Origin of the sequence: uncultured Fluviicola sp. (assembly GCF_902168135.1) — a bacterium.
GTDB lineage: Bacteria > Bacteroidota > Bacteroidia > Flavobacteriales_D > Crocinitomicaceae > Fluviicola.
The window spans coordinates 121,243-146,451 of the sequence record NZ_CABHOL010000017.1; the positions used below are offsets into that span (position 1 = coordinate 121,243).

Sequence of the window (25,209 nt, forward strand, 5' to 3'; positions counted from 1 at the left end):
AGAGTAATTTTCACGGATCAATTATTAATTATCAAGCAAGGAGGGGCTTGATAATTGAATCATTTATAATTGATCATTAGAAATAAGCCACATATCCGAAATGCACTTTCGAATCCCGGAAGAGGATCGGGTTGGAGAATTGCTGTCCAAGTGCATAGGTCAGAGAAAAGATCCCGATGTTAGTTCCAAAGCACAACCCTGCTCCAAAACCCTTGGGCGAATCGTGCCTGTATAATTGCACATTCCGCTCATACCAGCTTTGGTCATAGAATACAAATAAATAAGAATTCTGGTCCAGGATAAAGCGTGGCTCTATTGTCAGCGTTGCCCGGAAAGTGCTCAGTAATTCGTCTTCCATAAAACCGCGCTGGGAAAGGTTTCCTCCGAAACGCAGGAGTTCGTTCTGTTGGATGTTGTTGGTGTAAAACGATTCGCTGATCAAACCGCCCTTCAATACAAAACGTTTTCCGAGAGACTGGTAATATTCGATCTGGACTTTACCGCCGTAGATGAGGTATTTATTAGTGACAGAATCTTTTATCAGCGTTCGTTTCCCGATATTTCCCTCCAGGTACCAGATAAATCCTTTGCGTGGATTGGGCAGGTAATCCACTGTTTGATTCCGGAATGAAAGTCCGTACAGATTACTTTTGGAAGTTCCGTAAGCGAGACCTGTATTTGATGCTCCCAATAAGTTGGATTGCTGGTTTTTGTAAAAGCCGGTCAATGTTTTTCCTCCCGAAACAAAGTAAGTGACACCTATGCTGGTTTTAAGTTCCAGGAAAGTTGAGTCGCGTTTAAACAGGGAAAACTGTCCGTCCAATCCGAAAGGTGTATTGAATAAAAAGGGATAAGCAGCCTGGATTTTCAATTGCGGGCTTCCCGGTTGAATGGAACGCCAGTTTAGGTCAAACAATTCTCCGTGCTTGAATGCATTTTGAAGTTTTAGGCGCAAATCACCGGTAAGCTGGTATTTTAACTTCACCGGATCCTGCTGCAAACCGACCGTTCCGTTGAAGAGAGAAACCGGTTTTGTTTCGATGTAAAGGTAGAGGTTCGCTCCCTCCGGTGTAAAGAGAATTTCTGCCGGTTTTGTTTGTTTTACGAAAATCAATTGGGTGAGCCGGGTATTGATCAGGTTTACCTGCTCCTGGTTGTACCAATCTCCTTTTTCGATGTGCAGGAAATTCTCCAGGTATTTTTTGGATAGTTTGACCTTATTTCCCGAAACAATCAATTCATTCCATTTTACCCGAGAATTCGGAGTGATGATCAATTCTGCAAAAAGAGCATTGCTCTCTACGCGAAGGTCTTCAAAAGAAATACTTGCAAACGGATATCCGGCAATTTCGAAACTGTGCAGGACGCGTTCCAGGCTTCTGGAGATTTCCACCGGGGTAGGAGGAAGTGTTTCAATGGTCCGTGGACTGATCCCGATTTCTCTAAGGGATCGCTTGCTGTCGTCGGAAATAGAAAGGTTGAGTCTTTTATACTGAAGGCCAAGCGTGAAATAAGCTTCGCTGTTGATGCTGTCGCTCGGAACAATGGAATCTATCCCGAAAGTCAGGTATCCTTTTTTGTATGCCAATAATTGGATATCCTGCAGCTGATTTTTGAGCGAAAAGGTGTCGGAGTAGTTGAAATCGGTTCGTTTGCTGATCTTTTTGAAGACGGGATCTGAAAAATGGAGTTTTTTTTGTGCGTGGAGGATGCAGGAACTAAAAATCGATAAACTGATCAAAAGACCGGTTAGCCATGTTCTCTTTATAAATTTACCGAAATGCTTCAAATTCAATTATTTCGCTTCACAAAAATCCGTAATATCATTTAATATAACGTTGAAAGTAGTAAGTTTGTATAGAAGTTACAATTAGTAAGAACCATTAAACTGAAGATCATGAAAAAATTAGCCGGAATTATAGCTGTTGCCCTTTTCGTCCTTTTAGCAAGTGCTTCCTGTAGAACAAAAGCAAATTGTGACGCTTATAACGGAATAAACCAAACAGAAAAAGCTGATCACTAATTATTTAGTGTGTTTATACTTGAAACGCTGACAAATAAAAGGATCGGGAGCTTTAAGGATGTTTGTATCGTTAAAAAAATAAGGCGATTTTCAATAAAATCACAACTAATCCACACCATAAAAAAATGGAATGTGAATAATATTTGTATTAATTAACGTTAAAAAGTGATAGATTTGTATCCGAACAACAACTAGTAAACTAAAAAACAAGCAATAACTATGAAGAAATTTTTTGCCTACGCAGCTATGGCTGCTTTCTTAGCGGTAGTTTTAGCATCTTGCGGATCCTCCAGAGGGCATTGTGAGGCTTACGGAAGCATCGATAATCCTGCAGAAAACGCTGATTTAGCATCTAAATAACGAAACAAACCAAAAGTCTCTTCCCACGGAGGCTTTTTTTATGTCTAAGTGTTTTTAGTGCGTAGTACAAAATTTTGACCCAGGTAAACTTTGCGCACCTGTTCATCAGAAGCCAATTCCTCGGCTGTTCCCGATTTCAAAATACTTCCTTCGAATAACAAATAGGCTCTGTCTGTAATGGATAAGGTTTCCTGTACGTTATGGTCAGTGATCAAAATCCCGATATTGCGTTTGCGCAAGTCTGAAACGATACTTTGGATATCTTCAACGGCAATGGGATCGACCCCGGCAAAAGGTTCATCCAAAAGAACAAATTTCGGATTGGTAGCTAAAGCGCGTGCAATCTCCGTTCTTCGCTTTTCACCTCCGGAAAGCCTGTTCCCCAAATTCTTTCGGACTTTTGTCAAACTGAATTCTTCCAGCAGCTGTTCCATTTTTTCTTTGCGCTCCGCTTTGCTCAGATCGGAAAGCTCCAGGATAGACATGATATTGTCTTCAACACTCAATTTACGGAAGACCGAAACCTCCTGCGGAAGGTATCCGATTCCCAGCTGCGAGCGTTTGTACATCGGGTAATGGGTAATTTCCAGGTCGTCCAGGAAAACATGACCTTCGTCCGGCTTTACCAACCCAACCATCATGTAAAAGGAAGTTGTTTTCCCGGCTCCGTTGGGACCCAGCAAGCCAACAATTTCTCCCTGGTTTACTTCGATAGTAACTCCTTTTACTACGTTCCGGCCCTTATAGGTCTTCTTGATATCGTGTGTATGCAATTTCACCTTGCGAAAATACAATAATTAGGATTAAAAAACGGGGCTTAACGTTTTTTCAAAAATGTTCAAATGTTCAAATGTTCAAATGTTCAAATGTTCAAATGTTCAAATAGATTCATTTAAACAACTTTTGGCTTTGAACCTTTTCAACTATTGAACACTTTTAACTTTCTTAGAATGCAAACGACCAGCGTGCACGGATTCCCAATGGTGGAATTCCGGGTGCAAGATGTGTAATCCTCCAAACCAGGTCAACTCGTCCCAATTTGAAAATATTCTCAATTCCCACAGAAGCTTCTGCATAAGGAATACCTCCGAATTGTTTGGTGAAAGACGGGATGATCATTACATCGTTATGTCTTTGGCTGATTGCTCCGTATGTAATTCGCCCGGTGGTTACCAATCGCCATTTTAGTTTTTTGATCAATGGAATACGGTCGAATAATAGTCCCTGCCAGTGTTGTTCGATAAATCCACCTACATACCGGTCGGAAATGAATTCAAAATACGACATGCGGTTGAAGGAATTGGTATACAGCCAGTAAGATTGGCTTCCTTCGTGTACTTTTAAGAACGGATAAGCTACTGTTCCCATTACTACTCCGGCATTTACTCCATACCGCAATCTTCCCAAAACACCGATATTCCGGTTGTGCTCCATGGCAAATTCCAGTTTCTGGTAGTTGTAATCACTGCCGAAAACACCTTTAATCCCAAAAATTCCCTGTACGGATAAGATTGGAAATTTGGACGGAAGCGTGGTGCGGTCGAAATTCCCTGAAATAAACTCTTCGTCTTTACACCATCTGAAACGCAGGGTAACTTCCGAGCTTTGAATATGTCTGATTGTATCCAATCCTCCGAATTCGTTACGTCGTTCATAAGTAGCAAGTCCAAGCGGGGTATATTCTTTCCATTCAAATCCTCCGAAGATGATGAAATCCTTTCCCAAATCCTTTTCCAGGTTGATGCCGGCTTTATCAACGAAGGTCAATTTATCCAATGGTCCGGTTCTTAAAAGCGAACTGAATGTTGATCCTACCGCGGCAGCTGTTGGAGAAATTCCGATTTGTTCGATATCCCTGTTCCCATATAAAATCAAAAGTCCGCGTTTTTTCGGTGTAATATTGATACGAGTTGTCAGGCCGTACTTGAAACGTTCATCTCCGAAACCATAATACAACCTTCCTCCGAATTCAATACGCCGGGAAAAAGCGTTGGATGTACGAATAGCTAATCCGGTGCGGAATTTTTCCACCGGGTTTACCGAAAACAGGGAATAGATCGATCCGATCTCAATCTTCCCGACCGGATAATACCCCGTGGCGAGCATATAGGTGGAATTTTTTAGAAATTTGAAAAAGGGATCATGGTTTAACGAGTCAACCATGTTGTCAATACCGTTTTCCTGGTCATTCAACGGAATATGCCTGTGGGCAATCCAGTAATCCCTATCGCGGATTTTGGCACTGTCGGCGAACTCTACCGTGAAATCACTTTTGTAGTAATCATCCGGATGTTCTTTATTGATGACGAAATTTTTCCGGGATGAATATTTTCGTCCATAGAAACCATAAAGTTTTGTCCCTTTCGTGACTTTCAGGTCCAGGATCATCTTTTCTTCTGTCAGCATCCAGACTTCCGGCTGAACCTGGTCAAATTGGTGTTCCATGTACAAATCCTGCACATAATTAATATTGGCCCATGGCGATAGTTTGGCTTTGAAGGATTTGACCGCATAGGTCGTGTCGTTGATCCACATTTCACCTTCAAAGGTCATATCACCGGTTCTTTTGGGGGCAAAACGCAATTTATAGCACCAGTTGTTGTCAATAAACATACTGTCCTCCAGGTAAAACTTATAATAATTACGTGCAAAATTTGCTACGGGGCTGATAAATGCTTTTTGGAAGATATTCAGGTAGTTGTCATAAATATTGAAATCCAGGTACATTTCTCCCAAAAACTGGTTCAGCTGCAGGTTCTCGATTCCTGAAATCCGGGTTGCAGAAACCAATTCGCGCTTCTTTTTGGGATTGTTCTTATAGCTGAACTGCGAAATGTTTTCAGACAAGATGACCGGCAGATATGTTTTTCCTCCATCAATGGAATCCAGGTAATTCATAACCACATCCAGACGTTTTACAATGTCACGGTCCTTGAATTTATCCCCGATATTATTCAGGTCTATCTGGATCTTATTGTATAACTCGTAGTCGTATGAACTTAGTTTTTCCTTGTTGTTAATGTCTTTGTGGGCAATCACCTTCTTGTGCAGGGTGGTCGAAGGAAATTCATCAGGTGGTTTCACGGTCACTTCCGTAATGTCCACAATGGCTTCGGTTAATTTTACATCAATGACTTGTTCCTGGTCTTTTTTAACGGTTTTGGTTACCAGGTTGAATTCCGGCATCATGTAAGTAATGCTGTCGGTTGCATAATAAGTCTGAAGGGTATAGAACCCAAGGCTGTCTGTCAGCGTACCTATTTTCGAGTTTTGGAACCGGACTCTTACATCAGGCATTCCTTCTCCGGTTTGTGCGTCAATGACGCGCCCTGATACTTTTGTCTGTTGTGAATACACAGAACATTGAATCAGGCAGAGTAGAAATAGAATCCTTAGTTTAAACATAGATGCGGTAAAACTAAGAAAAACTCAGGGTAAAAACAATACGTGATTACCCGTTTGTTTCCTCTTTCAGACGTGCTTTTTCAACGCGTTTTACTACAAAAATTCCGATTTCGTAAAGAAGTAAGATCGGGACACTGACAATTACCTGCGAAATCATATCCGGAGGAGTAATAATTGCGGCCAAAATCAAAACCACCACGATGGAATGCTTGCGGTATTTCGTCAGGAAACCGGAAGAAACAATCCCCAGTTTTCCCAATAAATAAGCCAGGATAGGGAGTAAGAAGAACAAACCTGAATAGAATACGGTCGAAAGGATAGTACTCATGTAGGAGTTGATGGTGAAGTCATTCTTGATTTCTCTGGAAATCTGGTACGTACCGAAGAACTGGACGCTCATCGGTGCAACAATAAAATAACCGAATAGAATTCCCAGGAAGAAAAGAAGGCTTACGTAAAGAACTATTCCTTTGACCATTTTCTTTTCATTCTGCTTCAATCCCGGTTTTACAAAAGACCATAATTGGTAAAAGATGAATGGAAAACCGACCACTACACCACCCAGGAAACTCATCCATAAAGCATAGGAGAACTGGCCTCCCATGGTAGTTGACTGGAAGTTGATCGGAATTTCTTCCACACACATGAAATTCATGTACCTGCAGAAAAAGTCGAAGGTGAAAAAGTCCGGTTTACTCATTGAAAGGAAAACATGTCTCATGATCCAGTCTTGGTTCAACCAAATTACAATTGCCAAAACAATGATTACAGCTGCGCTTCGAACCAGTCTCCATCTCAATTCCTCGAGATGTTGCAAGAACGACATATTTTTTTCTTCTTCCATACCTTGGCGCAAAGTTAACAAATCATCAAAATTTTCGCCGTTTGAAATGTTAATAACCGACATTCAGCCATAAAATTTGTTAGATGAACAGCAAAAAATCTTCAAAAAATCATTTTGAACTCGGGTTAGTAGTTGTTTTTTATGGATTTATCTTGTATTTTAGTGTAGTTGCCGATTTTATAGCGCGTGAGCGTTTTATTATCTGTAATTTCGATTTATTAAATTTAGGTAATCCTCTAATATTCAAACTCTATGGATCAAAATGATCTGAAGGAAGCGCTTAGGACATTTTTTGGTTTTGATCAATTCAAAGGACAACAAGAAGCAATTATTACGAACGTACTGGAAAAGAAGAACACGTTTGTGATTATGCCCACCGGCGGTGGGAAGTCCCTTTGTTACCAGCTTCCGGCATTATTATCAGAAGGTACGGCAATCGTCGTTTCTCCATTGATTGCACTGATGAAAAATCAGGTGGATGCAATTCGTAATGTGAGTGACCATAATTCAGTTGCACATTTTCTGAACTCATCATTAAGTAAAACGGAAATTAACCGGGTAAAAGATGATATTCTTGCCGGTAAAACCAAATTGCTTTATGTAGCCCCCGAATCGCTTACAAAACAAGAAAATATTGACTTTTTAACTTCCGTTCCGATTTCTTTCTTTGCGATTGATGAAGCGCATTGTATTTCGGAATGGGGACATGATTTCCGGCCGGAATACCGAAGGCTGCGCGAAATCTTTGAGAAGATCTCAGATGTGGCTATTATAGCATTGACCGCTACTGCAACTCCAAAAGTACAAGCGGATATCCAGAAGAATTTGAACATGATGGATGCTACTTTGTACAAGTCTTCCTTCAACCGGGATAACTTATACTACGAGATCCGTGCGAAAAAGGACGTTGAAAAAGAAATTATCCGATATATTCGTCAGCGCCAGGGAAAATCCGGAATTATTTACTGTCTTTCCAGGAAAAAAGTGGAAGAGATGGCCGAATTACTCCAGGTAAACGGAATCAATGCCCTCGCATATCATGCTGGTTTGGATGCGGCAACCCGCGCCAAACACCAGGACATGTTCCTGATGGAAGAAGTGGATGTCATTGTTGCAACCATTGCATTCGGAATGGGAATCGATAAACCGGATGTGCGTTTTGTCATTCACCATGACATTCCGAAATCGCTGGAAAGTTATTACCAGGAAACTGGAAGAGCAGGCCGTGACGGTGGAGTGGGAGAATGTATCACGTTCTATTCCTACAAAGACATAGAAAAACTGGAGAAATTCCTCCAGGGAAAACCGGTAGCTGAACAGGAGATCGGTAAACAGCTTTTGAGCGAGATCGTTTCTTATTCGGAAACTTCTGTCTGCAGACGTAAATTCATTCTGCATTATTTCGGAGAAACCTTCGATGAAAATAAGTGTAATGACATGTGTGATAACTGCAAATATCCGCGGGAAAAACTGGAAGGAAAAGAGTTTGTTCATCAATTGCTGCAGGTAGTTGATTTCTTGCAGGAACAGCAGAAAGCAAAACATGTTTGTGCATTCCTTTCCGGAGGAGTAACTGCTGAAATTAAAAGTTACCGCCACGATCAGGCTCCGTTGTTTGGAATAGGAAAAGACCGCGATGAGCATTTCTGGAATGCTGTGATCCGGCAGACGGTTGTTGCGGGACTTCTTTACAAAGATATTGAAACCTACGGGACCTTGAAGTTTACAGCGAAAGGGTTTGAGTTTTTGGCGAATCCGGTATCCTTTACACTGTTAAAGCAGCACGATTACTCCGCATCCGATGAAGATGAAGGGATTGTTGCTCCCGGAAAAGGAGGTGCTTTTGATGAGGTGCTTTACGATATGCTGCTCGACCTAAGAAAATCACTTTCGAAACAGAATAATATTCCACCGTTTGTTATTTTCCAGGAACCTACATTGAAAGATATGTGTTTCCAGTATCCGATCACAATAGAAGAGCTGACCAATTGCCAGGGGGTTGGTGCCGGAAAAGCACAGCGCTATGGCCAGCCTTTCGTAGAAATGATACATCAGTATGTGGAAGAAAACGATATTGACAGGCCACAGGATTTAGTGGTTAAATCGTTGGTGAATAAATCGGTGTTGAAGGTTCAGTTAATTCAAAACATCGACCGCAAATTGCCATTGGAAGATATCGGAAGAGCCCAGGGAAAATCTATGGAAGAAGTTATTGAAGAAATTGAAGCAATCGTTTCTTCCGGAACGCGTGTCAATATCAATTATTACATCGATGATATTTTGGATTCGGATAATCAGGAAGAAATTTACGAATACTTCTCCGAAGCTGAAACAGATGATCTGACAACGGCTTATCACGAATTCGACGGTGATTATACCGAAGAGGAATTGAGATTGATGCGGATCAAGTTTATGAGCGAAATGGCGAATTAAATATTTTAATGAAAACACGTAGGGGCGCGATTAATCGCGCCCCTACGTGTTTTTTGACGAATGTTATTCATTAAACCGCCACCGCAGCCTTGATATGTGGATGCGGATCGTAATTCAATAATTCGAAATCCTCGTATTTGAAGCCGAAAATGTCTTTCACTTCCGGATTGATCTTCATGGTTGGAAGGGGTCTGAAGTCGCGTTCCAATTGCAGTTTTGCCTGGTCCAGATGATTGGAGTATAAATGAGCATCACCCAAAGTGTGAATAAATTCTCCCGGTTTCAGATCACAAACCTGGGCCACCATCATGGTCAGTAATGCGTAAGAAGCAATGTTGAACGGAACGCCGAGAAAAGTATCGGCAGAGCGCTGATACAATTGGCAGCTCAATTTACCGTCAGCTACATAGAATTGGAACATGGTGTGACAAGGAGGCAGAGCCATATTGTCAACATAAGCAACGTTCCAGGCATTTACGATCAATCTGCGGGAATTCGGATTTTTCTTGATCTGCTCAATCAGGTTGGAGATCTGGTCAATAGATCCGCCGTCAGGAGTTGGCCATGAACGCCATTGATACCCGTAAACAGGTCCTAAATTGCCGTTTTCGTCAGCCCATTCATCCCAAATAGAAACATTGTTATCTTTCAGGTACTTGATATTGGTATCACCCTGAAGGAACCACAATAATTCATGGATAATCGAACGCAGATGGAGTTTTTTTGTAGTCAGTACGGGAAATCCGTCTTCCAGGTTAAAACGCATCTGATAACCGAAAGTCGATAAAGTACCTGTTCCTGTGCGGTCTCCTTTGAAAGTTCCGTTGTCGAGAATGTGCTGTAATAAATCGTGATATTGTTTCATGGGTGTTTTGAAATGAACTTTGGAAAACTAAACATAAAGTTAGGGAATTTAATCACTGGCGATTTGTTTTGGTTGATAATTCAATTGCATTGTTGATTCCTTTCTCTATTTTTACCCAAAACTAAAGAATGCGTTTTTGCTTATTACTTCTCTTTTTTAGCTGTTGGTATAGCGGTGTTTCCCAGGAAATCAAAAAAAAATACCTGGGAGTTTACAGCGGTGAAATTCCTTCCTATGCTTTGGAACTGGGGGAGGAAGTTTACCAGGTACAAAGTGCGCCTATTGAGATTCGTTTAAGTTCGGAAGGAATGTTGGTTGAGAAGATCTCGTCAAAAGAACTTAAAGGAACTTATCAATTGATCAAAGAAGACAAAAACGGAATTTATTTCGAAGCTAAATTGGACGGACAATTCATACCGGAGAATTATGTGCTCTATAAAAAAGACAAGCGCCTGGAACGAAAAGGGATTTATCCGCAGCCGGATGTTTTCCTCAAGAAGATCTGAGTTTTCATTTAACCACAAAGATCCCAAAACACACGAGGGAATATTGAATACACCAAACTTTATAAACAGAAGTTGTGTTATTTAATGTTGTTTAATTCCGCAAAAAATCTTTGTCTCTTCGTGTCCTTTGTGGTGAAGATCAATTTTTCACCACTTTGATCCGGCTAATCGAAGTTCCTTCCTGGATTTCTACCCAATAAATCCCGCTGCTCAGTGAACCTGGGAATTGACCCAGTTTCACTTCGTTCATTCCATAAACAGGAGATTTTTCCAAAGTACTTAGCTCATGTCCGTTCAGGTCAAACAATTTGATCCTGGTATTGCTGATTCCCGTTGAGAACCAGGATAGGTGAATTTCCTCCCGGAAAGGGTTCGGGTAAACGGATAATGATGCAATCTCTTCCTTGATCAGACCAAGGTGGCAGGTTCCGGGTATATTAGCATCTATCCACGCCGTGCGGTCAAGTATCCACTGTTTGAAAGCTGTGATCTCACCCGGGTAATCTGCCGGGATCGGGCTTGGATTCGGCCATGTATAAGTTCCCAGAAGCGGCCATTGCTCAAAATGACGGTCTTTTGCGTCGTTAATATATTGAGCGATAGAATCAATTTGCGCATACAGTGAATTGTTGGAAAGGATAGTTTGCCGAAGGGTTGTCCAACGGCACTTTAGCTCATCCTGGAACCAGGAATCTTCCAGCATCCTTGTCCACCATGTTGGGGCTTGCCACCCGCCCGGACAGATATTCGAAAACTCGTATTGCCACCCGGTGTGATCATCACCTGCGCAATAATCTGCATTCCACCACGCCAGGTTGAAGTCCCACATGGGGCCCATGCGTAGTTTTCCGCCTTTGGAATCTTTCTCTTTGTGCAGGTAAGTGCTTAATCGATATCCATCTACGTTTTTGCTGATCTCATTTAGGATCAGGAAGTCAATGAATGTTTCGGGAACACTGTATTTTCTATAGCCGGTCACAGGGTTCGTAAAAGAAGGACTGGCAAGTGCTGTTTCGAAAGAATCCACATATGCCTGGATGTAATCCGCCTGTTGCGGCATGATCTCATCCGATTTCGGATAATGGTACAAAAAGTTAATGTCCGAATTATCGGCTGCCTGGTAATTGGATGTCCATCCGTCGTTGTTGGAGCCGGTAGTTTTGTCGATTTTGATGATGTAGCCGCCTGTTAATTCATCGCCTGTAATATCCGTTGGAAGCAGTTTTGCGATATTTACCCGGTTATCATCGCGCTTCACCTTCTCCATGAGGGTGTAAATTCCCTGGTATTGACCGTTGAGTACTAATTCGCAAAGGACGGTTTCGGATGCATAATTTCCCATTTCATTGGCAATCTTATAGGTGATGATATTGCGCATGCAGGATTTGTCGTTGTACGGAGCGTACAAAATCCAGTCATTTTCTTCCGGTAAACCTAAAAGCACGGTATCTATCGTTGTTCCGTTTACATCACGGGTCTCAAAAGCATAGGATTTTTGTGGGAAATCTCCCGAGGTAGAACCTCTTCGCTCAATTCCGATCTTATTGTTGTAAGCATTCGCGGGATCGGTTATATTATTGATGTTTCCCCAACCGTTATCGATCATTTTCATTTGAGCTTCGATCTTAGGCTCGTCAGGAATTCCCTGGTTGTTTGTGTTAATTATCACAATAGGAAGATTACTGCTTGAGAAGGGTTGGTGGGTTGCCGGATCGTTACCGAAAGTGATTGACCACGAATCCAGCGTTCCCTCGTCGCCGTTTTCAGAATCAAAAATTCGGAGTTTCCAGGTTCCGTTCGGGTTTTGATTGTTGTTTGCTATTCCCAGCGAATTCATTGGCTTAAAAACACCGCTAAAAGGCGCATTTTGTGTCGTTATGGAAGTTGTAGCATCACTGCGAAGGCAGGTTCCGTTAAAATTATTTCCGTCGCCGCCAACAGCGGAGAAAAGAATAATCTGTGTTCCGTCAGGAGCTTCGAGCGTGGCTGTAATATCAGCATCCCAGGTGTGAGTGATTGACAAGCAGACCTGCTCTAACCCGAAAGTCGTTTGATTGATCGATGCAGGAAGCCCGTTGACGTTTACGGATCTGACTAATTCCTGGTTATCCTGGATATTTCCGGACGTTCCGTTAAATGTTTGGGCAAAGGAAAATACACCTGAAATAAGCGCTAAAGAGGAGAGTATAGTTTTCATTCAATGTTATTGAAACATTAAATTACTATTAAATTTTTACTAAAACGATTAGTGTGAAATTTCTGTCAACTCTGCCGGATTGTGTTTGTGTTTGAATAAGATAGCAAATAACACGGCAATTACAAGCGCATATCCTGCAAATGATAACCAGATGGGGCTCCAGTCGCGCAAGGTGACGGCTTTTGAGAATTCTCCGGTTGGTGAAATGTCTACAAACTTGGTTAGTCTCGCAAAAACCGGATTGGATTCATCAACCCCAAGATATTTTGTGAGGCTTGAAGCATTGGTGAATTCAAAAGTGAAAAAGCGCTGAATAATAGCTGCACTTGCCAGACTTCCGATAACAGCTCCGAGACCATTTGTCATCATCATGAACAATCCCTGGGCGGAAGCACGGATTTTGTAATTGACCGTTGTTTCAAGATAAAGGGAACCGGAGACGTTGAAGAAATCGAATGCCATTCCATAAACAATGCAGGAAAGAATGATCATCCATAATCCTTCTGCCGGATTTCCGTATGCTAATAATCCGAAACGAAGTACCCAGGCAAGCATGCTGATCAGCATTACTTTTTTGATCCCGAAACGTTTTAAAAAGAAAGGAATTGCCAGGATAAACAAGGTTTCAGAAACCTGCGAAATCGACATAACGATCGTTGATTTTTCTACGATTAAGGATCCTTGATATTTTCCAAAATAACCGAATTCACTGACATAAACATCTCCGAACATATTGGTTAACTGCAATGCGGCACCGAGCATCATGGAAAAGAGAAAGAACAGGGCTGTTTTGTAGTTCAGGAAAAGTTTAAATGCATTCAGACCGAAAGCTTCCACGAAAGATTTCTTTTCGGATTTTCCGAGTTGCGGTGGACACTTCGGTAGTGTAAAAGAATATAACCCGAGCAATATTCCAGCTATTCCGGAGATAATGAACTGATTGTAGGAAGCTTTATTTCCGGTGAGATTAACAAACCACATAGCTGCTATGAATCCGACCGTTCCCCATACGCGAATAGGAGGAAAAACCTTGACTACGTCGTAATTGTTGTTTTTCAACACGTGATAACCGATGGTGTTGGATAAGGAAATGGTTGGCATGTAACATACCATTGCCAGGAAAATTACCCAAAAGAATTCCGATTCATTACTGGCAAACGGAATGAAACACAGAGTTATTCCACCCAGAAAATGAAGTATTGCATACAAACGTTCTGCATTGATCCATTTATCAGCAATAATTCCGGTAATAGCAGGCATGAAAAGTGACGAAAATCCAAGTGTGCTGAAAACTGCTCCGAAAGCACCTCCATCCCATTGTTTCGTATCAAACCAATAATTTGCGATTGTAATCAACCATGCTCCCCAAACAAAAAATTGGAGAAAACTCATAACGGTCAATCGAAATTTGATGGAATTCCCCATAATAGTAGAAATTGATTGGTGTTTTTTTAAGCTCCGCGCTTATTGATTTCATCACGGATTTTGGAAGCCAGCTCGTAATCCTCATTATCGATGGCATTCTGAAGCTGCTCTTCCAATTCTTCTTTGTTCATTTTGGTGAACTCGTTATCGTCTGTCTCAGGAGTTTCAAGCTCATCATCTTCTTCCAGGAATTCATCGGAAAGGATGCCCGCGGAAGATAAAATGGATTCAAAAGTGTAGATCGGGCAGTCAAATCGAACCGCTAGTGCAATGGCATCTGAAGTTCTGGCATCAATGTCCGAGAAAACACCATCCTTTTCACAAACCAATTTTGCAAAGAAAATTCCTTCCTGCAAATTGTAGATCACGACCTCTTTTAACTGGATGGAGAATGTTTGGGCAAGGGATTTAAACAGGTCGTGGGTCAATGGTCTTGTCGGAGTCATTTTTTCCAATTCAATAGCGATAGCCTGAGCTTCAAAACCACCAATAATGATCGGTAAACGGCGTTTTCCGCCTGATTCTGCTAAGACCAAAGCATAAGCTCCACTTTGGGTTTGACTGTATGACAGTCCAATGATGTCGAGTTTAATCTTGTCCATCCGAACGTTTTCCTTACGAAGGGTTTAAATAAGTAGGGAAGCATTGTAACGTGCTTCCCTCTTGGTATTACTTTCGTAAAAATAATTAAATAGATTAATCTTAGTGTGGTGTTGAGCGGAATTTTTTTACAGCTTCCGTTAATTTAGGAAGCACATCAAAAGCATCACCTACAACACCGTAATCAGCTGCCTTAAAGAAAGGAGCTTCCGGGTCCGTGTTGATAACTACGATCACTTTCGAACCGTTTACACCTGCTAAATGCTGGATTGCCCCGGAAATTCCTGCTGCAATGTATAAGTTCGGACGAATCGCAACACCTGTTTGCCCTACGTGCTCGTGATGAGGTCTCCAGCCGATATCCGCTACCGGACGGGAACATGCCGTTGCAGCTCCCAAAGCCTTTGCCAAATCTTCTACGATTCCCCAATTCTCAGGTCCTTTCAACCCACGTCCTGCTGAAACAACCAATTCTGCTTCCGGTAATGGAATTTCACCCTCCGGCATTTTTGTTTCAACTACTTTGATTACAGCAGTTCCCGCAGCTCCGTCAAATGCTTCAACCGGACATGCTGAACCCGTTTTTTCCGGTTGGAATGAGTTCGGAAGAAGAGAAATGATCTTTTTCGCTGATTTTACTTCAACAAATCCAAAAGCTTTTCCTGAGAATACGTTCACTTTTACTTGTCCGCTTGCATTCGGAACATCTACAGCCCCTGAAACCAAACCTGCTTTCAGACGAACGGATAAACGTGGTGCAACAGCTTTTGCAACTAAATCGTGAGAGAAAACAATTAGTTCTGCACCTGTTGATTCAGCCGCTTTTGCGATCAAACGAGTTACCTGCTGAGAGTCCTCAGTAGCAACAGAACGGTCAACTAATACTTTTTGAGCACCGTATTCACCTAGAGTTCCTAGTGTTGCATCATCTACCGATCCGGTAGCTACAACTGTAATTGTTCCGCCAATTTTCTTCGCATAAGTAACTGCTTCAAGCGCACTTTTTGCCAAATGATTGGATGAATTGATATAAACTAAAATATTCATGATTTCGTATTGTCGATTAAATAACTTTAGCCTCGTTGTGTAACAAAGCAACTAATTCGTCCATGTTGTTCGGATCGATCATTTTCACTGCAGATTTTGGTGCAGGTAATCCGTACTCAGCATATGCTGTCAGCTCTTCTGTTGCAGAAGGAGCAACCACTGTAAGCGGCTTCGTACGTGCAGCCATAATTCCGCGCATGTTCGGAATGCGTTGTTCCGCCATTCCTTTTGCACAGGAAACTACCAACGGAAGGTTTGCTTCAACAACCTGGACCCCTCCAACGATTTCTTGCTCCATGCGTGCAGTTGTGCCGTTGATATCCAGTTTTGTAGCCAAAGAAACAAACGGAAGATCCATCGCCTCGGCAATCATTCCTGCTACTTGCGAACCATTGTAGTTGATAGTCTCTTTCCCCGTAAGGATCAGGTCAAACCCGTTTGATTTAGCGTATTCGGCAATTTGAATAGCTGTGAAATAAGCATCTTTCGGATCTGCATCAATACGAACTGCGTCATCAGCACCGATTGCCAATGCTTTTCGGATGATTGCTTCATCAGCTGCGTTTCCAACCGTGATGATTGTCAGGTTTCCACCTAACGTCTCTTTCAATTCCAAACCGCGAACAAGTGCATACCACTCATCGTATGGATTGACAATGTATTGAACCCCATTTTCATCGAATTGCTTATTCCCGTCAGTGAAGGCAATTTTCGAAGTTGTATCCGGAGATTTACTGATACATACCAAAATTTTCATATCGTATTTTATTTAAACGTAAGCTACATTTTTCCAACACGGATAATCTGCAGTTTTAGCTTGTTAAACTTCTTTTCGGGAACAAAAATAATCAAATCATCGCACGAAATAAATATTATGCACACATAATAAGTGTAGGTTTTAAACAATTTGTTCACGAATTCCTGAAAATGTGTGTGCTTATCTCCTTATTTTGGTATGCTACAAACGAATTTTGATTAATTTTGACCCTGCTTTAAGCGAAATAAAAAACGATAAGAATGAAGACTGTTCAATTTAGAGAAGCACTTCGTGAAGCTATGTCGGAAGAAATGCGCCGTGATAACGGTGTTTTCCTGATGGGTGAGGAAGTTGCTGAATATAACGGAGCGTACAAAGTATCTCAGGGAATGTTGGATGAATTTGGTCCGAAAAGAGTCATTGATACTCCGATCGCTGAATTAGGATTTGCAGGTATCGCTGTAGGTGCTTCAATGAACGGACTTCGCCCGATTGTTGAGTTCATGACATGGAACTTTGCAATTTTGGCTGCTGACCAGATTATTAACTCAGCGGCAAAAATGCTGCAAATGTCGGGTGGTCAATATGGTTGTCCGATCGTTTTTAGAGGTGGTAACGGTACGGCAGGTCAGCTTGCTGCAACACACTCTCAAAGTTTCGAGGCATTTTATTCGCATGTACCGGGATTGAAAGTAATCACTCCGTCTACTCCTTACGATGCAAAAGGTTTGTTGAAGGCGGCTATTCGCGATAACGACCCGGTTGTTTTCCTGGAATCAGAGAAAATGTATGGTGACAAAGGTGAAATTCCTGAAGGAGAATACATCATTCCGATTGGAGTTGGAGATATCAAACGCAAAGGATCTCATGTAACTGTTGTTTCTTTTGGTAAGATCATTAAAGTAGCTCATGAAGCTGCTGAGGTTTTGGCAAAGGAAGGAATTGAACTTGAAATTATCGATTTAAGAACAATCCGTCCGATTGACTATGCGTTGATCGTTGAGTCGGTTAAGAAAACGAATCGTTGTGTAGTATTGGAAGAAAGCTGGCCTTTGGCTTCTATCTCTTCTGAGATTGCTTATCACTTGCAGCGTTATGCATTTGATTACCTGGATGCACCTGTTATGCGTGTCACACAAACAGATACGCCATTTGCATTTTCACCTACATTAATTGATGCTGCATTGCCGAATGTAGAAAGATTGGTGAAGGCTGTAAAAAGTACTCTATACAGAAACTAATCAGATAAGTAGTTAATAAACAAAAAAACGGGTGGAAATTTTCCACCCGTTTTTTTGTTTATAGTATTTTCAAGTTTGAAATAAGTGTGGGGACGCAATGCTTTGCGTCCCCACTTTTGTTTTATTGTTTAAATTTCAGCACTGGATGTGGGAAATGCGCGATCTACCTTTTTGAAAAGTCCCTGCAATACTTTACCCGGACCAACTTCAATGACTTCTGTAGCACCGTCAGCGATCATTTGCTGCATGATTTGTGTCCAGCGAACAGGAGCGGTCAATTGATCAATCAGGTTAAGCTTAATCTCATTCGGATCAGTTACTGCTTTTGCGATTGTATTTTGGTATACCGGGCAAACAGGAGTTTTGAAAGTAGTTGATTCGATTGCTTTTGCTAATTCCTCTCTTGCAGGCTCCATCAATGGTGAGTGAAATGCTCCGCCAACCTGAAGGATCATTGCGCGTTTTGCTCCAGCTTCCGTTAATTTCGTGCAAGCTTCTTCAACTGCAGGGATTGCTCCCGAAATAACTAATTGTCCCGGACAGTTGTAGTTTGCCGCTACAACAATTCCATCAATCGATTTACAAATGTCTTCCACTACATGGTCTTCCAATCCAAGGATTGCAGCCATTGTTGATGGTACAGCTTCACAAGCAGCCTGCATGGCCATTGCTCTTTTGGAAACCAGGCGCAGACCGTCTTCAAATGAAAGTGTTTGATTAGCTACCAATGCAGAAATTTCACCCAAAGAGTGTCCTGCAACCATATCCGGTTTGAAACTATCACCCAAACATGCAGCCAGAATTGTTGAATGAAGGAAGATAGCTGGTTGAGTTACTTTTGTTTGTTTTAACTCTTCATCAGATCCTTCAAACATGATTTTTTGAATATCGAATCCGAGAATTTCATTTGCCTGTGCAAATAATTTCTTAGCTAAATCGGATGAATCATAAAGGTCTTTTCCCATTCCTGAGAATTGAGCACCTTGTCCGGGGAATACGTATGCTTTCATAATTTGTTTTTTCGAGGGGCAAATATAGCAAAAGTTCAAAAGTTTGAATCGTTCAAAATGTTCAAAGGATGAGTTGGTGGTTTGTGGTATGGAACTTTTGAACCTCTTTGAACCAAACAAAAAGACCCGGCCTGTTTCAGGACCGGGTCTTTTTGTTTTATAATGTGTTATTAGTTCTTAACAACCATTTTCTTAGTAACAGTTCCTGTGCTTGTAGCAACATTTACTGTGTAAACTCCTGCAGAGAAGTTTGTTGTTGAGAAAGATACTTTGGAAGTACCTTCAGCAACGTTAGAAGAGTAAACTACTTTACCTGCTAAATCAACTACAGTAATTGCAGTAGCAGTTGTTCCGTTTACTTCGATTGTAGCTTCACCAACTACAGGGTTCGGGTAAATTGAAACGTTTGCGTTTGCGTTTTCAGCAACTGACAAAGAAGTGTTAAAGTTCATACGCACCATTGGAGTGGAAGTAGAGTAGTACCATGTTCCTGTATTCTCGTTTCCATCCAGGTAGAACGTAGTTTGAGCTTCTGAAATACCTGAAGTACCAACAACGAAATCGTCTGTAGCACCACCGTCACCGTAAGAACCAACTACCAATAGGTAAGAGTTACCTGCAAGTAGCGGATAAGCAGAGCTCAAAGGAAGTGTAATTACCGTTCCAAGTTCTGCTGAAGTTACTGTGTGCAGTGCTGTAGGAGCTGCATAAACGAAATCACCTGCTCCATCAATCGTATACAACAAACCGTAAATCTGGCAGTTTGCAGTTGAAGTTGAAGCAACGAATACATCAACACCTGTCAATGTTTGGTCAGCTGTGATGTCAAAAATGTTACCCATTTCGTAACCCATACCCTGGTTGTAAGAACCAGCCTGAACTACCTGAGCATCACGTGCAAAAGTTGTTTGTGTTGTTGCAAAAGCCAAAGCCGGAGCTGCGTTATCAGTAGGGTAAGCATCTGTTTGACCTGAATTGGCAACACCTGTAACAGTGAACGATGCAACTGAAGCAGCCGGAGTAAATGGAAGAGCAATGTCAAATGTATCTGTTGTATTTGGACTCAAAGCACCCTGAGGGCTTGTTCCTGCGTATCCGGCAGAAGCAATTGCAGCACTGAAAGTGATGTCAGATTGAGTCATAGCTCCTTTGTTCTCGATTAACCCTGCAAATTTGATAGGGTTGATCTGAGCGATTGGAGTTTGGTAGTACGGTAAACGTGCTCCCCAAGTTCCTTCAACTCCCCAGAAATAACCTGTCGTTGCAAGATCGTAGTTGTCTGTTTCGATCAATTGAACATCATCAACTGCCCAGAACCAGTCATAAGCTCCTACATAACGGAAACCTACTTTTACGTTTGCCTGGTTTGCAGCAACTGAAGAAATGTTCACCTGAGCAAGAGCAGGGTTTGCAGAGTTCGTGTTTACTGCCTGAGAGGTGTTCACCTGGAAATCTGTCCAGGTAGCTCCGTTGTCATTGGATACTGTAACGAAGTACAACTCCTGGAAGTGACGGGTTGATTGCTCAAAAACCATAGAAACATTCGGTTTTCCGGAACAGTCAATAGTACCGGTAGTAACGATTTTAGAGTTTTGAGTTTGCCCTGCACCTGCAGCATCAGAGTTAATCAAAGCATAACCGTTTGCAGCTGTTGTGTGACCAGCTGGAGCCAAAGCCGTTACCGGAATTGCATTCACATCTGTAACGATTGCCCAGTCTCCCAAAGTGTGAGCCGGTGATCCTGCAGCTCCTGCGTTGGAAATAGTCCAATCAGAAGTAGTGGAGAAATCATTTGACCAGAAAGCGGTTGCTTTCTCATAATGGTGTGTTGCCTTTGCAGGAACTTCACCGATGTTTTGAATTTTTTGCGCGCTGCGCAAGTTTTTGTTCATTAACTGAGCCGAAGCCGAACCCGCAATGATCAAAGTAAATAAGCCTAAGTATACTTTTTTCATAGTTTTTTATTTGATGTAAAAATAAAGAAACAGTAATGAAATAAAAAATTTTCTTGGATTATGAATGGTTAAATAAGCGGATAACAGGCAATTCCTTCAAGGTTTGGATGCTCCGGAAAGCCCGATTCTCCTAGTGTAATAGTAGAATTCAGGGCTGTCGGAAGTAAATGTGTAAAAATTGAATTTTTAATATCGAAAATGGTGATATTTTATAATAAATCGGGATCGTTGTAATAGAATACCTGCAGAAAATTGTCGAGGTTATTGTATAAAGTATGGTTCAAATTAATGAACAATTGGTCATTTCCTTTGTGCTCCGAATTGAGGGATTCGCAGTAGCGTTCATAGATGGCTTCTGCTTTTGAAAGCCCGCTGATCAGATCTTCCAGAAAAGGTTCATACATGGAATAAACCGGATCCTCAAGCAGGGTTTTTAACCCGGTTATTGCTTTCGCGGCATTGTTCGATAGCACACTTGCCGAAGTAAAAGTGTTCAATTGGCTTCTTTTGGCATGCTGAAAATAGCGGTCTAAGTCCTGGAGAATTTGTTCCATATTCAAGTGATTAAATTAGAAAAGCAAAGTTACAGGAGCAGGTCGTAAGGTTTTTACGAGGGAGGAATTTCCCAAAACAAAAACGAGTGCCGAAGGCTTTCGGGATCAAACGTCACAATTGTAAATCAAAAAAGCCTCAATCCCGTATGTACGGGACCAAGGCTTAATCTCATGAGCTGGAAGCGCTCTTCCGATAGCTACCGGGGCCTGCAAAATCTTTTATAACAAAAAAATCCCGCCAGTGTAAACACCGACGGGATTCATTTTTCCTGTAGAAGGTGGAAGCCAATCTACAAGCTCTTAGAACAAAAAAGGAAGATATTACTCTTCCTTCATTTCTCTTGTACTCGAAGCGGGTCCCGATAGCTATCGGGATGAACCCGTATCATATTTTGTTATAAGTTTTTCCATTATTTCAGGATAAGTTTTTAGGTTTTCTAGGTATTTCCTGGATTTCATTTTCTTGATATGTTGTTCAATTCTTCTTTGTAAAAGAATATTTCCCAATCATCAGCTCGATGTGTAAACCCAACTTGATATGATTTATCTAAATGTTGTTTCAGCCTTTGCTTTAGATCCAAACAGCTTCCAATGTAAAATTGATCGATACTTAAGGAGTGTAAAATGTAGACAGTAGCCATAATTAAAAATAACGAAAAATCCCGAAGATGTAAACACCAACGGGAATTAACTTTTCCTGTGGAAGGTGGAAGCCAATCTACAAGCTCTTAGAATAAAAAAGGAAGATGTTACTCTTCCTTCATTTCTCTTTATACTCGAAGCGGGTCCCGATAGCTATCGGGATGAACCCGCACGACCAGATGGTTACAGGGTAAAAAAACTTTGTAAAATCAAAAAAGCCTCAGCTTTCCGAAGAAAACTAAGGCTTAATCTCATGAGCTGGAAGCGCTCATTGTACTCGAAGCGGGACTTGAACCCGCACGACCAGATGGTCACAGGATTTTAAGTCCGGCGTGTCTACCAATTCCACCATTCGAGCATTTCTCGCAATGCGAGCGGACTTAAAAAAATAATCCCGGCTATAAACCGAGATTATTCTTCGAGCGAGAGACGGGATTCGAACCCGCGACCCCGACCTTGGCAAGGTCGTGCTCTACCAACTGAGCTACTCTCGCATTATTTTCAATTTTAATTGATCCCGACATGTTCGTCGGGGCAATACCATTCCTCTTTTGGAATCGGGTTGCAAATCTAATAATTCCTTTGTTCAATTTGCAAGGTTTCGCGGACTTTTTTTTGTTTTTTTTCGATTTAAACGATTGAGCCTGGAGTTGTCTATCCATTACCCTCCCGTTAACTTCTTGATTTCGTTTAATTTCATCAGTGCTTCCACAGGGGTTAGCGTATTGATGTCGATTGAAACCAATTGATCGTGGATCTGCTCCAGTACAGGGTCGTTCAGCTGGAAAAAGCTCAACTGCATGTCGGAAGTGTTTCCTGCATGCACCACTACATCTTTTACGGATTTCACTTCGCTGGAGCGGTGGTTCAATTCCAATTGTTCCAGCATGAGTTCGGCCCGTTGAATGACCTTATTCGGCATTCCGGCCAGTTTTGCCACGTGGATACCGAAGCTGTGTTCGCTTCCGCCTTCCACCAGTTTGCGTAAAAAGATGATTTTTTGTCCCACTTCTTTAACGCTTACGTTGTAATTATGGATGCGCGGGAATTGGACTGCCATCTCATTCAATTCGTGGTAGTGGGTAGCGAAAAGTGTTTTTCCCTTCGCTTGTGGAAACTCGTGAATGTATTCGGCTATGGCCCATGCAATGGAAATTCCGTCGTAGGTACTTGTCCCGCGCCCGATTTCATCCAGCAAAATCAAACTGCGGTCCGAAAGGTTGTTCAGAATACTGGATGTTTCGTTCATTTCAACCATGAAAGTGGATTCACCCGAGGAAATATTGTCCGAAGCACCGACGCGTGTGAAGACCTTGTCTACAATGCCTAGAATTGCAGCGTCTGCCGGTACAAAACTTCCCATTTGTGCCATCAGAACGATCAAAGCCGTTTGCCGCAGTAAAGCACTTTTACCCGACATATTCGGTCCGGTAATCATGATGATCTGCTGTTCTTCCTTGTCCAGGTAAACATCATTCGGCACATATTCTTCTCCGGGTTTTAATTGTCCTTCAATGACAGGATGGCGGCCGTTTTTAATATCGATTACATAACTGTCGTTGACAACAGGTCTTGCGTAATTCTTTCTCACTGCCAGGTCAGCAAAGCCGGTCAGGCAGTCTAATTGTGCAATCAGGTAGGCATTTCGCTGGATCTGCCCCACAAAAGTGCTCAATTTTTGCACCAGTTCGAAATACAATTGTGCCTCGATGGTAGCGATCTTGTCTTCAGCTCCCAGGATTTTTGTTTCGTATTCCTTTAGTTCAGGAGTGATGTAGCGCTCGGCACTTACGAGTGTCTGCTTGCGGATCCATTCTTCCGGAACCTTGTCTTTATGGGTGTTGCGTACCTCCAGGTAATACCCGAATACGTTATTGAAAGCGACTTTCAGGCTTGGAATTCCGGTTTTCTCGGATTCGCGTTCCTGCATCGCTTCCAGGTAATCCTTGCCGCTTTCCGAAATGGCGCGTAATTCATCCAGCTCCGCATGAACACCATCTGCAATAACGGGTCCTTTACCCAGCATCACTGCAGGGTCTTTCAACAGGAATTTTTCAACCGATTGAATGAATTCTTCACACGGTTCAATGCGTTTAGAAAGCTGTCCCAACAATTCACTTTCACTCTGCGAACAGGCATCGCGGAGCGGTGTCATATGCTCTAAGATGCGTGAAAGCACCCGTAATTCTTTGGGATGGATTCTTCCGACAGCTACTTTGGAGATCAGGCGTTCCATGTCACCGATCTCACTTAGTTCATGTTCGATCTCTGCACGAAGACTGCTTTTTTCTGCCAAATCGGCAACAGCATCCACACGCAGATTGATCTGTTCCGGGTGTTTCAGCGGCATGACTATCCAGCGTTTCAGCAACCGGTCGCCCATGGGTGTTTTAGTTCCGTTTACTACGTCGAACAGGGTTTTTCCACCTTCGTTCAAAGGAGCAATCAGTTCCAGGTTGCGAATGGTGAAACGGTCGAGCCACACGAATTTTTCTTCTTCAATGCGTTGGATCTGGGTAATGTGTCCCAGTTTATCGTGCTGTGTTTCGCCCAAATAATGAAGGATTGCTCCGGAAGCAACAATTCCCTGCTCCAGGTCATCGATACCGAATCCTTTCATGGAATTGGTCTGGAAATGACCGGTCAGTTTTTCTTTTCCGAAATCGGAAGTGAAAACCCAGTCGTCCAGTCGAAACGTGTAATATTTCGTTCCGAAAAGTTCCTGGAAAAGCGAGTGTTTATTCTTTTGGTAAATGATCTCACTGGGTTCGAAGCCCTGGATCAGTTTATTGATGTATTCGGTATTTCCCTGTGCAGTGAAGAATTCCCCCGTTGTTACGTCAAGGAATGAAATTCCGTGTATCTCCTTTCCGAAATGGACGGCAGCCAAAAAGTTGTTGTGATGCCCGTCCAGGATCTTGTCGCTGAAAGCAATTCCGGGAGTTACCAATTCGGTTACCCCGCGTTTGACGATCGTTTTGGTCATTTTCGGATCTTCCAGCTGATCGCAGATGGCCACCCGGTGCCCGGCGCGTACCAGTTTTGGAAGGTATGATTCCAATGAATGGTGCGGAAACCCGGCAAGTTCTATTTCGGAAGGTGATCCTGCACCTCTTTTTGTCAGAACAATTCCGAGTGTTTTGGATGCCGTGATGGCATCTTCACCAAACGTTTCGTAGAAATCCCCGACGCGAAAAAGCAGCAAAGCTTGTGGGTGTTTTGCTTTGATCTCATTGTATTGCTTCATTAAGGGCGTTTCTGCCGGATCTTTTTCTTTCTTTGCCACGCAGGTATGAATTATGGAATGGCTCAAATTTACTATCAAAGAAGCAAGGAGCGCAATTT

The 25,209-nt window shown here is 42.1% G+C and carries 19 protein-coding genes and 2 tRNA genes; 4 read left to right on the plus strand and 17 right to left on the minus strand.

Going from position 1 to position 25,209, the window contains the following annotated elements; genetic code table 11:
• Positions 1–76: 76 nt before the first annotated feature.
• Positions 77–1,789: a hypothetical protein gene (locus QZT69_RS05950; RefSeq protein ID WP_294671719.1), complete on the minus strand. Its 1,713-nt coding sequence runs from the start codon at positions 1,787–1,789 to the stop codon at positions 77–79.
• A gap of 108 nt (positions 1,790–1,897) precedes the next feature.
• Here QZT69_RS05950 and QZT69_RS05955 point away from each other — a divergent pair, with 108 nt between their 5' ends.
• A complete protein-coding gene (locus QZT69_RS05955) occupies positions 1,898–2,023 on the plus strand; it encodes a hypothetical protein (protein WP_294671721.1) in 126 nt (41 codons plus the stop codon).
• A 404-nt stretch (positions 2,024–2,427) separates the two neighbouring features.
• Here QZT69_RS05955 and lptB read toward each other — a convergent pair whose 3' ends face one another.
• From lptB to tatC, 3 genes are all read right to left on the minus strand, one after another.
• Positions 2,428–3,162, minus strand: coding sequence for an LPS export ABC transporter ATP-binding protein (gene lptB / locus QZT69_RS05960; RefSeq protein ID WP_294671724.1), 735 nt, complete (start codon positions 3,160–3,162; stop codon positions 2,428–2,430).
• 166 nt (positions 3,163–3,328) lie between these two features.
• Positions 3,329–5,740 carry a DUF5686 family protein gene (locus QZT69_RS05965; protein ID WP_294671725.1) on the minus strand — a complete coding sequence of 804 codons (2,412 nt, stop codon included), beginning with the start codon at positions 5,738–5,740 and terminating at the stop codon, positions 3,329–3,331.
• A gap of 94 nt (positions 5,741–5,834) precedes the next feature.
• The gene (gene tatC, locus QZT69_RS05970) at positions 5,835–6,614 is read right to left on the minus strand and encodes a twin-arginine translocase subunit TatC (protein ID WP_294671728.1); all 780 of its coding nucleotides are present in this window, start codon (positions 6,612–6,614) and stop codon (positions 5,835–5,837) included.
• Positions 6,615–6,884: 270 nt separating this feature from the next.
• On the opposite strand from tatC, the gene recQ reads away from it, so the two are divergent.
• Positions 6,885–9,065, plus strand: coding sequence for a DNA helicase RecQ (gene recQ, locus QZT69_RS05975; RefSeq protein WP_294671732.1), 2,181 nt, complete (start codon positions 6,885–6,887; stop codon positions 9,063–9,065).
• A gap of 70 nt (positions 9,066–9,135) precedes the next feature.
• Here recQ and QZT69_RS05980 read toward each other — a convergent pair whose 3' ends face one another.
• Complete coding sequence (locus QZT69_RS05980; RefSeq protein ID WP_294671734.1) at positions 9,136–9,930, minus strand: thymidylate synthase; 795 nt, start codon at positions 9,928–9,930, stop codon at positions 9,136–9,138.
• Positions 9,931–10,058: 128 nt separating this feature from the next.
• Here QZT69_RS05980 and QZT69_RS05985 point away from each other — a divergent pair, with 128 nt between their 5' ends.
• Positions 10,059–10,436, plus strand: coding sequence for a hypothetical protein (locus tag QZT69_RS05985; protein WP_294671737.1), 378 nt, complete (start codon positions 10,059–10,061; stop codon positions 10,434–10,436).
• 139 nt (positions 10,437–10,575) lie between these two features.
• On the opposite strand, the gene QZT69_RS05990 is transcribed toward QZT69_RS05985, so the two are convergent.
• The 5 genes from QZT69_RS05990 to QZT69_RS06010 all read right to left on the minus strand — a co-directional run bounded on the left by QZT69_RS05990 (position 10,576) and on the right by QZT69_RS06010 (position 16,462).
• On the minus strand, positions 10,576–12,633 hold the full coding sequence (locus QZT69_RS05990) for a CotH kinase family protein (RefSeq protein WP_294671740.1): 2,058 nt from the start codon (positions 12,631–12,633) through the stop codon (positions 10,576–10,578).
• Positions 12,634–12,681: 48 nt separating this feature from the next.
• Positions 12,682–14,058, minus strand: a complete 1,377-nt coding sequence (locus tag QZT69_RS05995; RefSeq protein ID WP_294671742.1) for a nucleoside permease — start codon at positions 14,056–14,058, stop codon at positions 12,682–12,684.
• 26 nt (positions 14,059–14,084) lie between these two features.
• Positions 14,085–14,660: a bifunctional nuclease family protein gene (locus tag QZT69_RS06000; RefSeq protein WP_294671745.1), complete on the minus strand. Its 576-nt coding sequence runs from the start codon at positions 14,658–14,660 to the stop codon at positions 14,085–14,087.
• A 100-nt stretch (positions 14,661–14,760) separates the two neighbouring features.
• Complete coding sequence (locus tag QZT69_RS06005; RefSeq protein WP_294671748.1) at positions 14,761–15,705, minus strand: electron transfer flavoprotein subunit alpha/FixB family protein; 945 nt, start codon at positions 15,703–15,705, stop codon at positions 14,761–14,763.
• Between the two features lie 16 nt (positions 15,706–15,721).
• Positions 15,722–16,462 (minus strand): electron transfer flavoprotein subunit beta/FixA family protein, encoded by a 741-nt coding sequence (locus QZT69_RS06010; protein WP_294671751.1) that lies wholly within the window; start codon positions 16,460–16,462, stop codon positions 15,722–15,724.
• 260 nt (positions 16,463–16,722) lie between these two features.
• On the opposite strand from QZT69_RS06010, the gene QZT69_RS06015 reads away from it, so the two are divergent.
• A complete protein-coding gene (locus QZT69_RS06015) occupies positions 16,723–17,703 on the plus strand; it encodes a pyruvate dehydrogenase complex E1 component subunit beta (RefSeq protein WP_144334451.1) in 981 nt (326 codons plus the stop codon).
• 128 nt (positions 17,704–17,831) lie between these two features.
• Here QZT69_RS06015 and fabD read toward each other — a convergent pair whose 3' ends face one another.
• From fabD to mutS, 7 genes are all read right to left on the minus strand, one after another.
• A complete protein-coding gene (gene fabD / locus QZT69_RS06020; RefSeq protein WP_294671756.1) occupies positions 17,832–18,713 on the minus strand; it encodes an ACP S-malonyltransferase in 882 nt (293 codons plus the stop codon).
• 170 nt (positions 18,714–18,883) lie between these two features.
• Complete coding sequence (locus QZT69_RS06025; RefSeq protein ID WP_294671759.1) at positions 18,884–20,668, minus strand: T9SS type A sorting domain-containing protein; 1,785 nt, start codon at positions 20,666–20,668, stop codon at positions 18,884–18,886.
• 209 nt (positions 20,669–20,877) lie between these two features.
• Positions 20,878–21,222, minus strand: coding sequence for a hypothetical protein (locus QZT69_RS06030; protein ID WP_294671760.1), 345 nt, complete (start codon positions 21,220–21,222; stop codon positions 20,878–20,880).
• Between the two features lie 455 nt (positions 21,223–21,677).
• The gene (locus tag QZT69_RS19140; RefSeq protein WP_367241950.1) at positions 21,678–21,863 is read right to left on the minus strand and encodes a GIY-YIG nuclease family protein; all 186 of its coding nucleotides are present in this window, start codon (positions 21,861–21,863) and stop codon (positions 21,678–21,680) included.
• Positions 21,864–22,138: 275 nt separating this feature from the next.
• A tRNA-Leu gene (locus tag QZT69_RS06035) sits at positions 22,139–22,222 on the minus strand.
• A gap of 63 nt (positions 22,223–22,285) precedes the next feature.
• A tRNA-Gly gene (locus tag QZT69_RS06040) sits at positions 22,286–22,358 on the minus strand.
• Positions 22,359–22,525: 167 nt separating this feature from the next.
• A complete protein-coding gene (gene mutS / locus QZT69_RS06045; RefSeq protein ID WP_294671763.1) occupies positions 22,526–25,150 on the minus strand; it encodes a DNA mismatch repair protein MutS in 2,625 nt (874 codons plus the stop codon).
• Between the last annotated feature and the right edge of the window lie 59 nt (positions 25,151–25,209).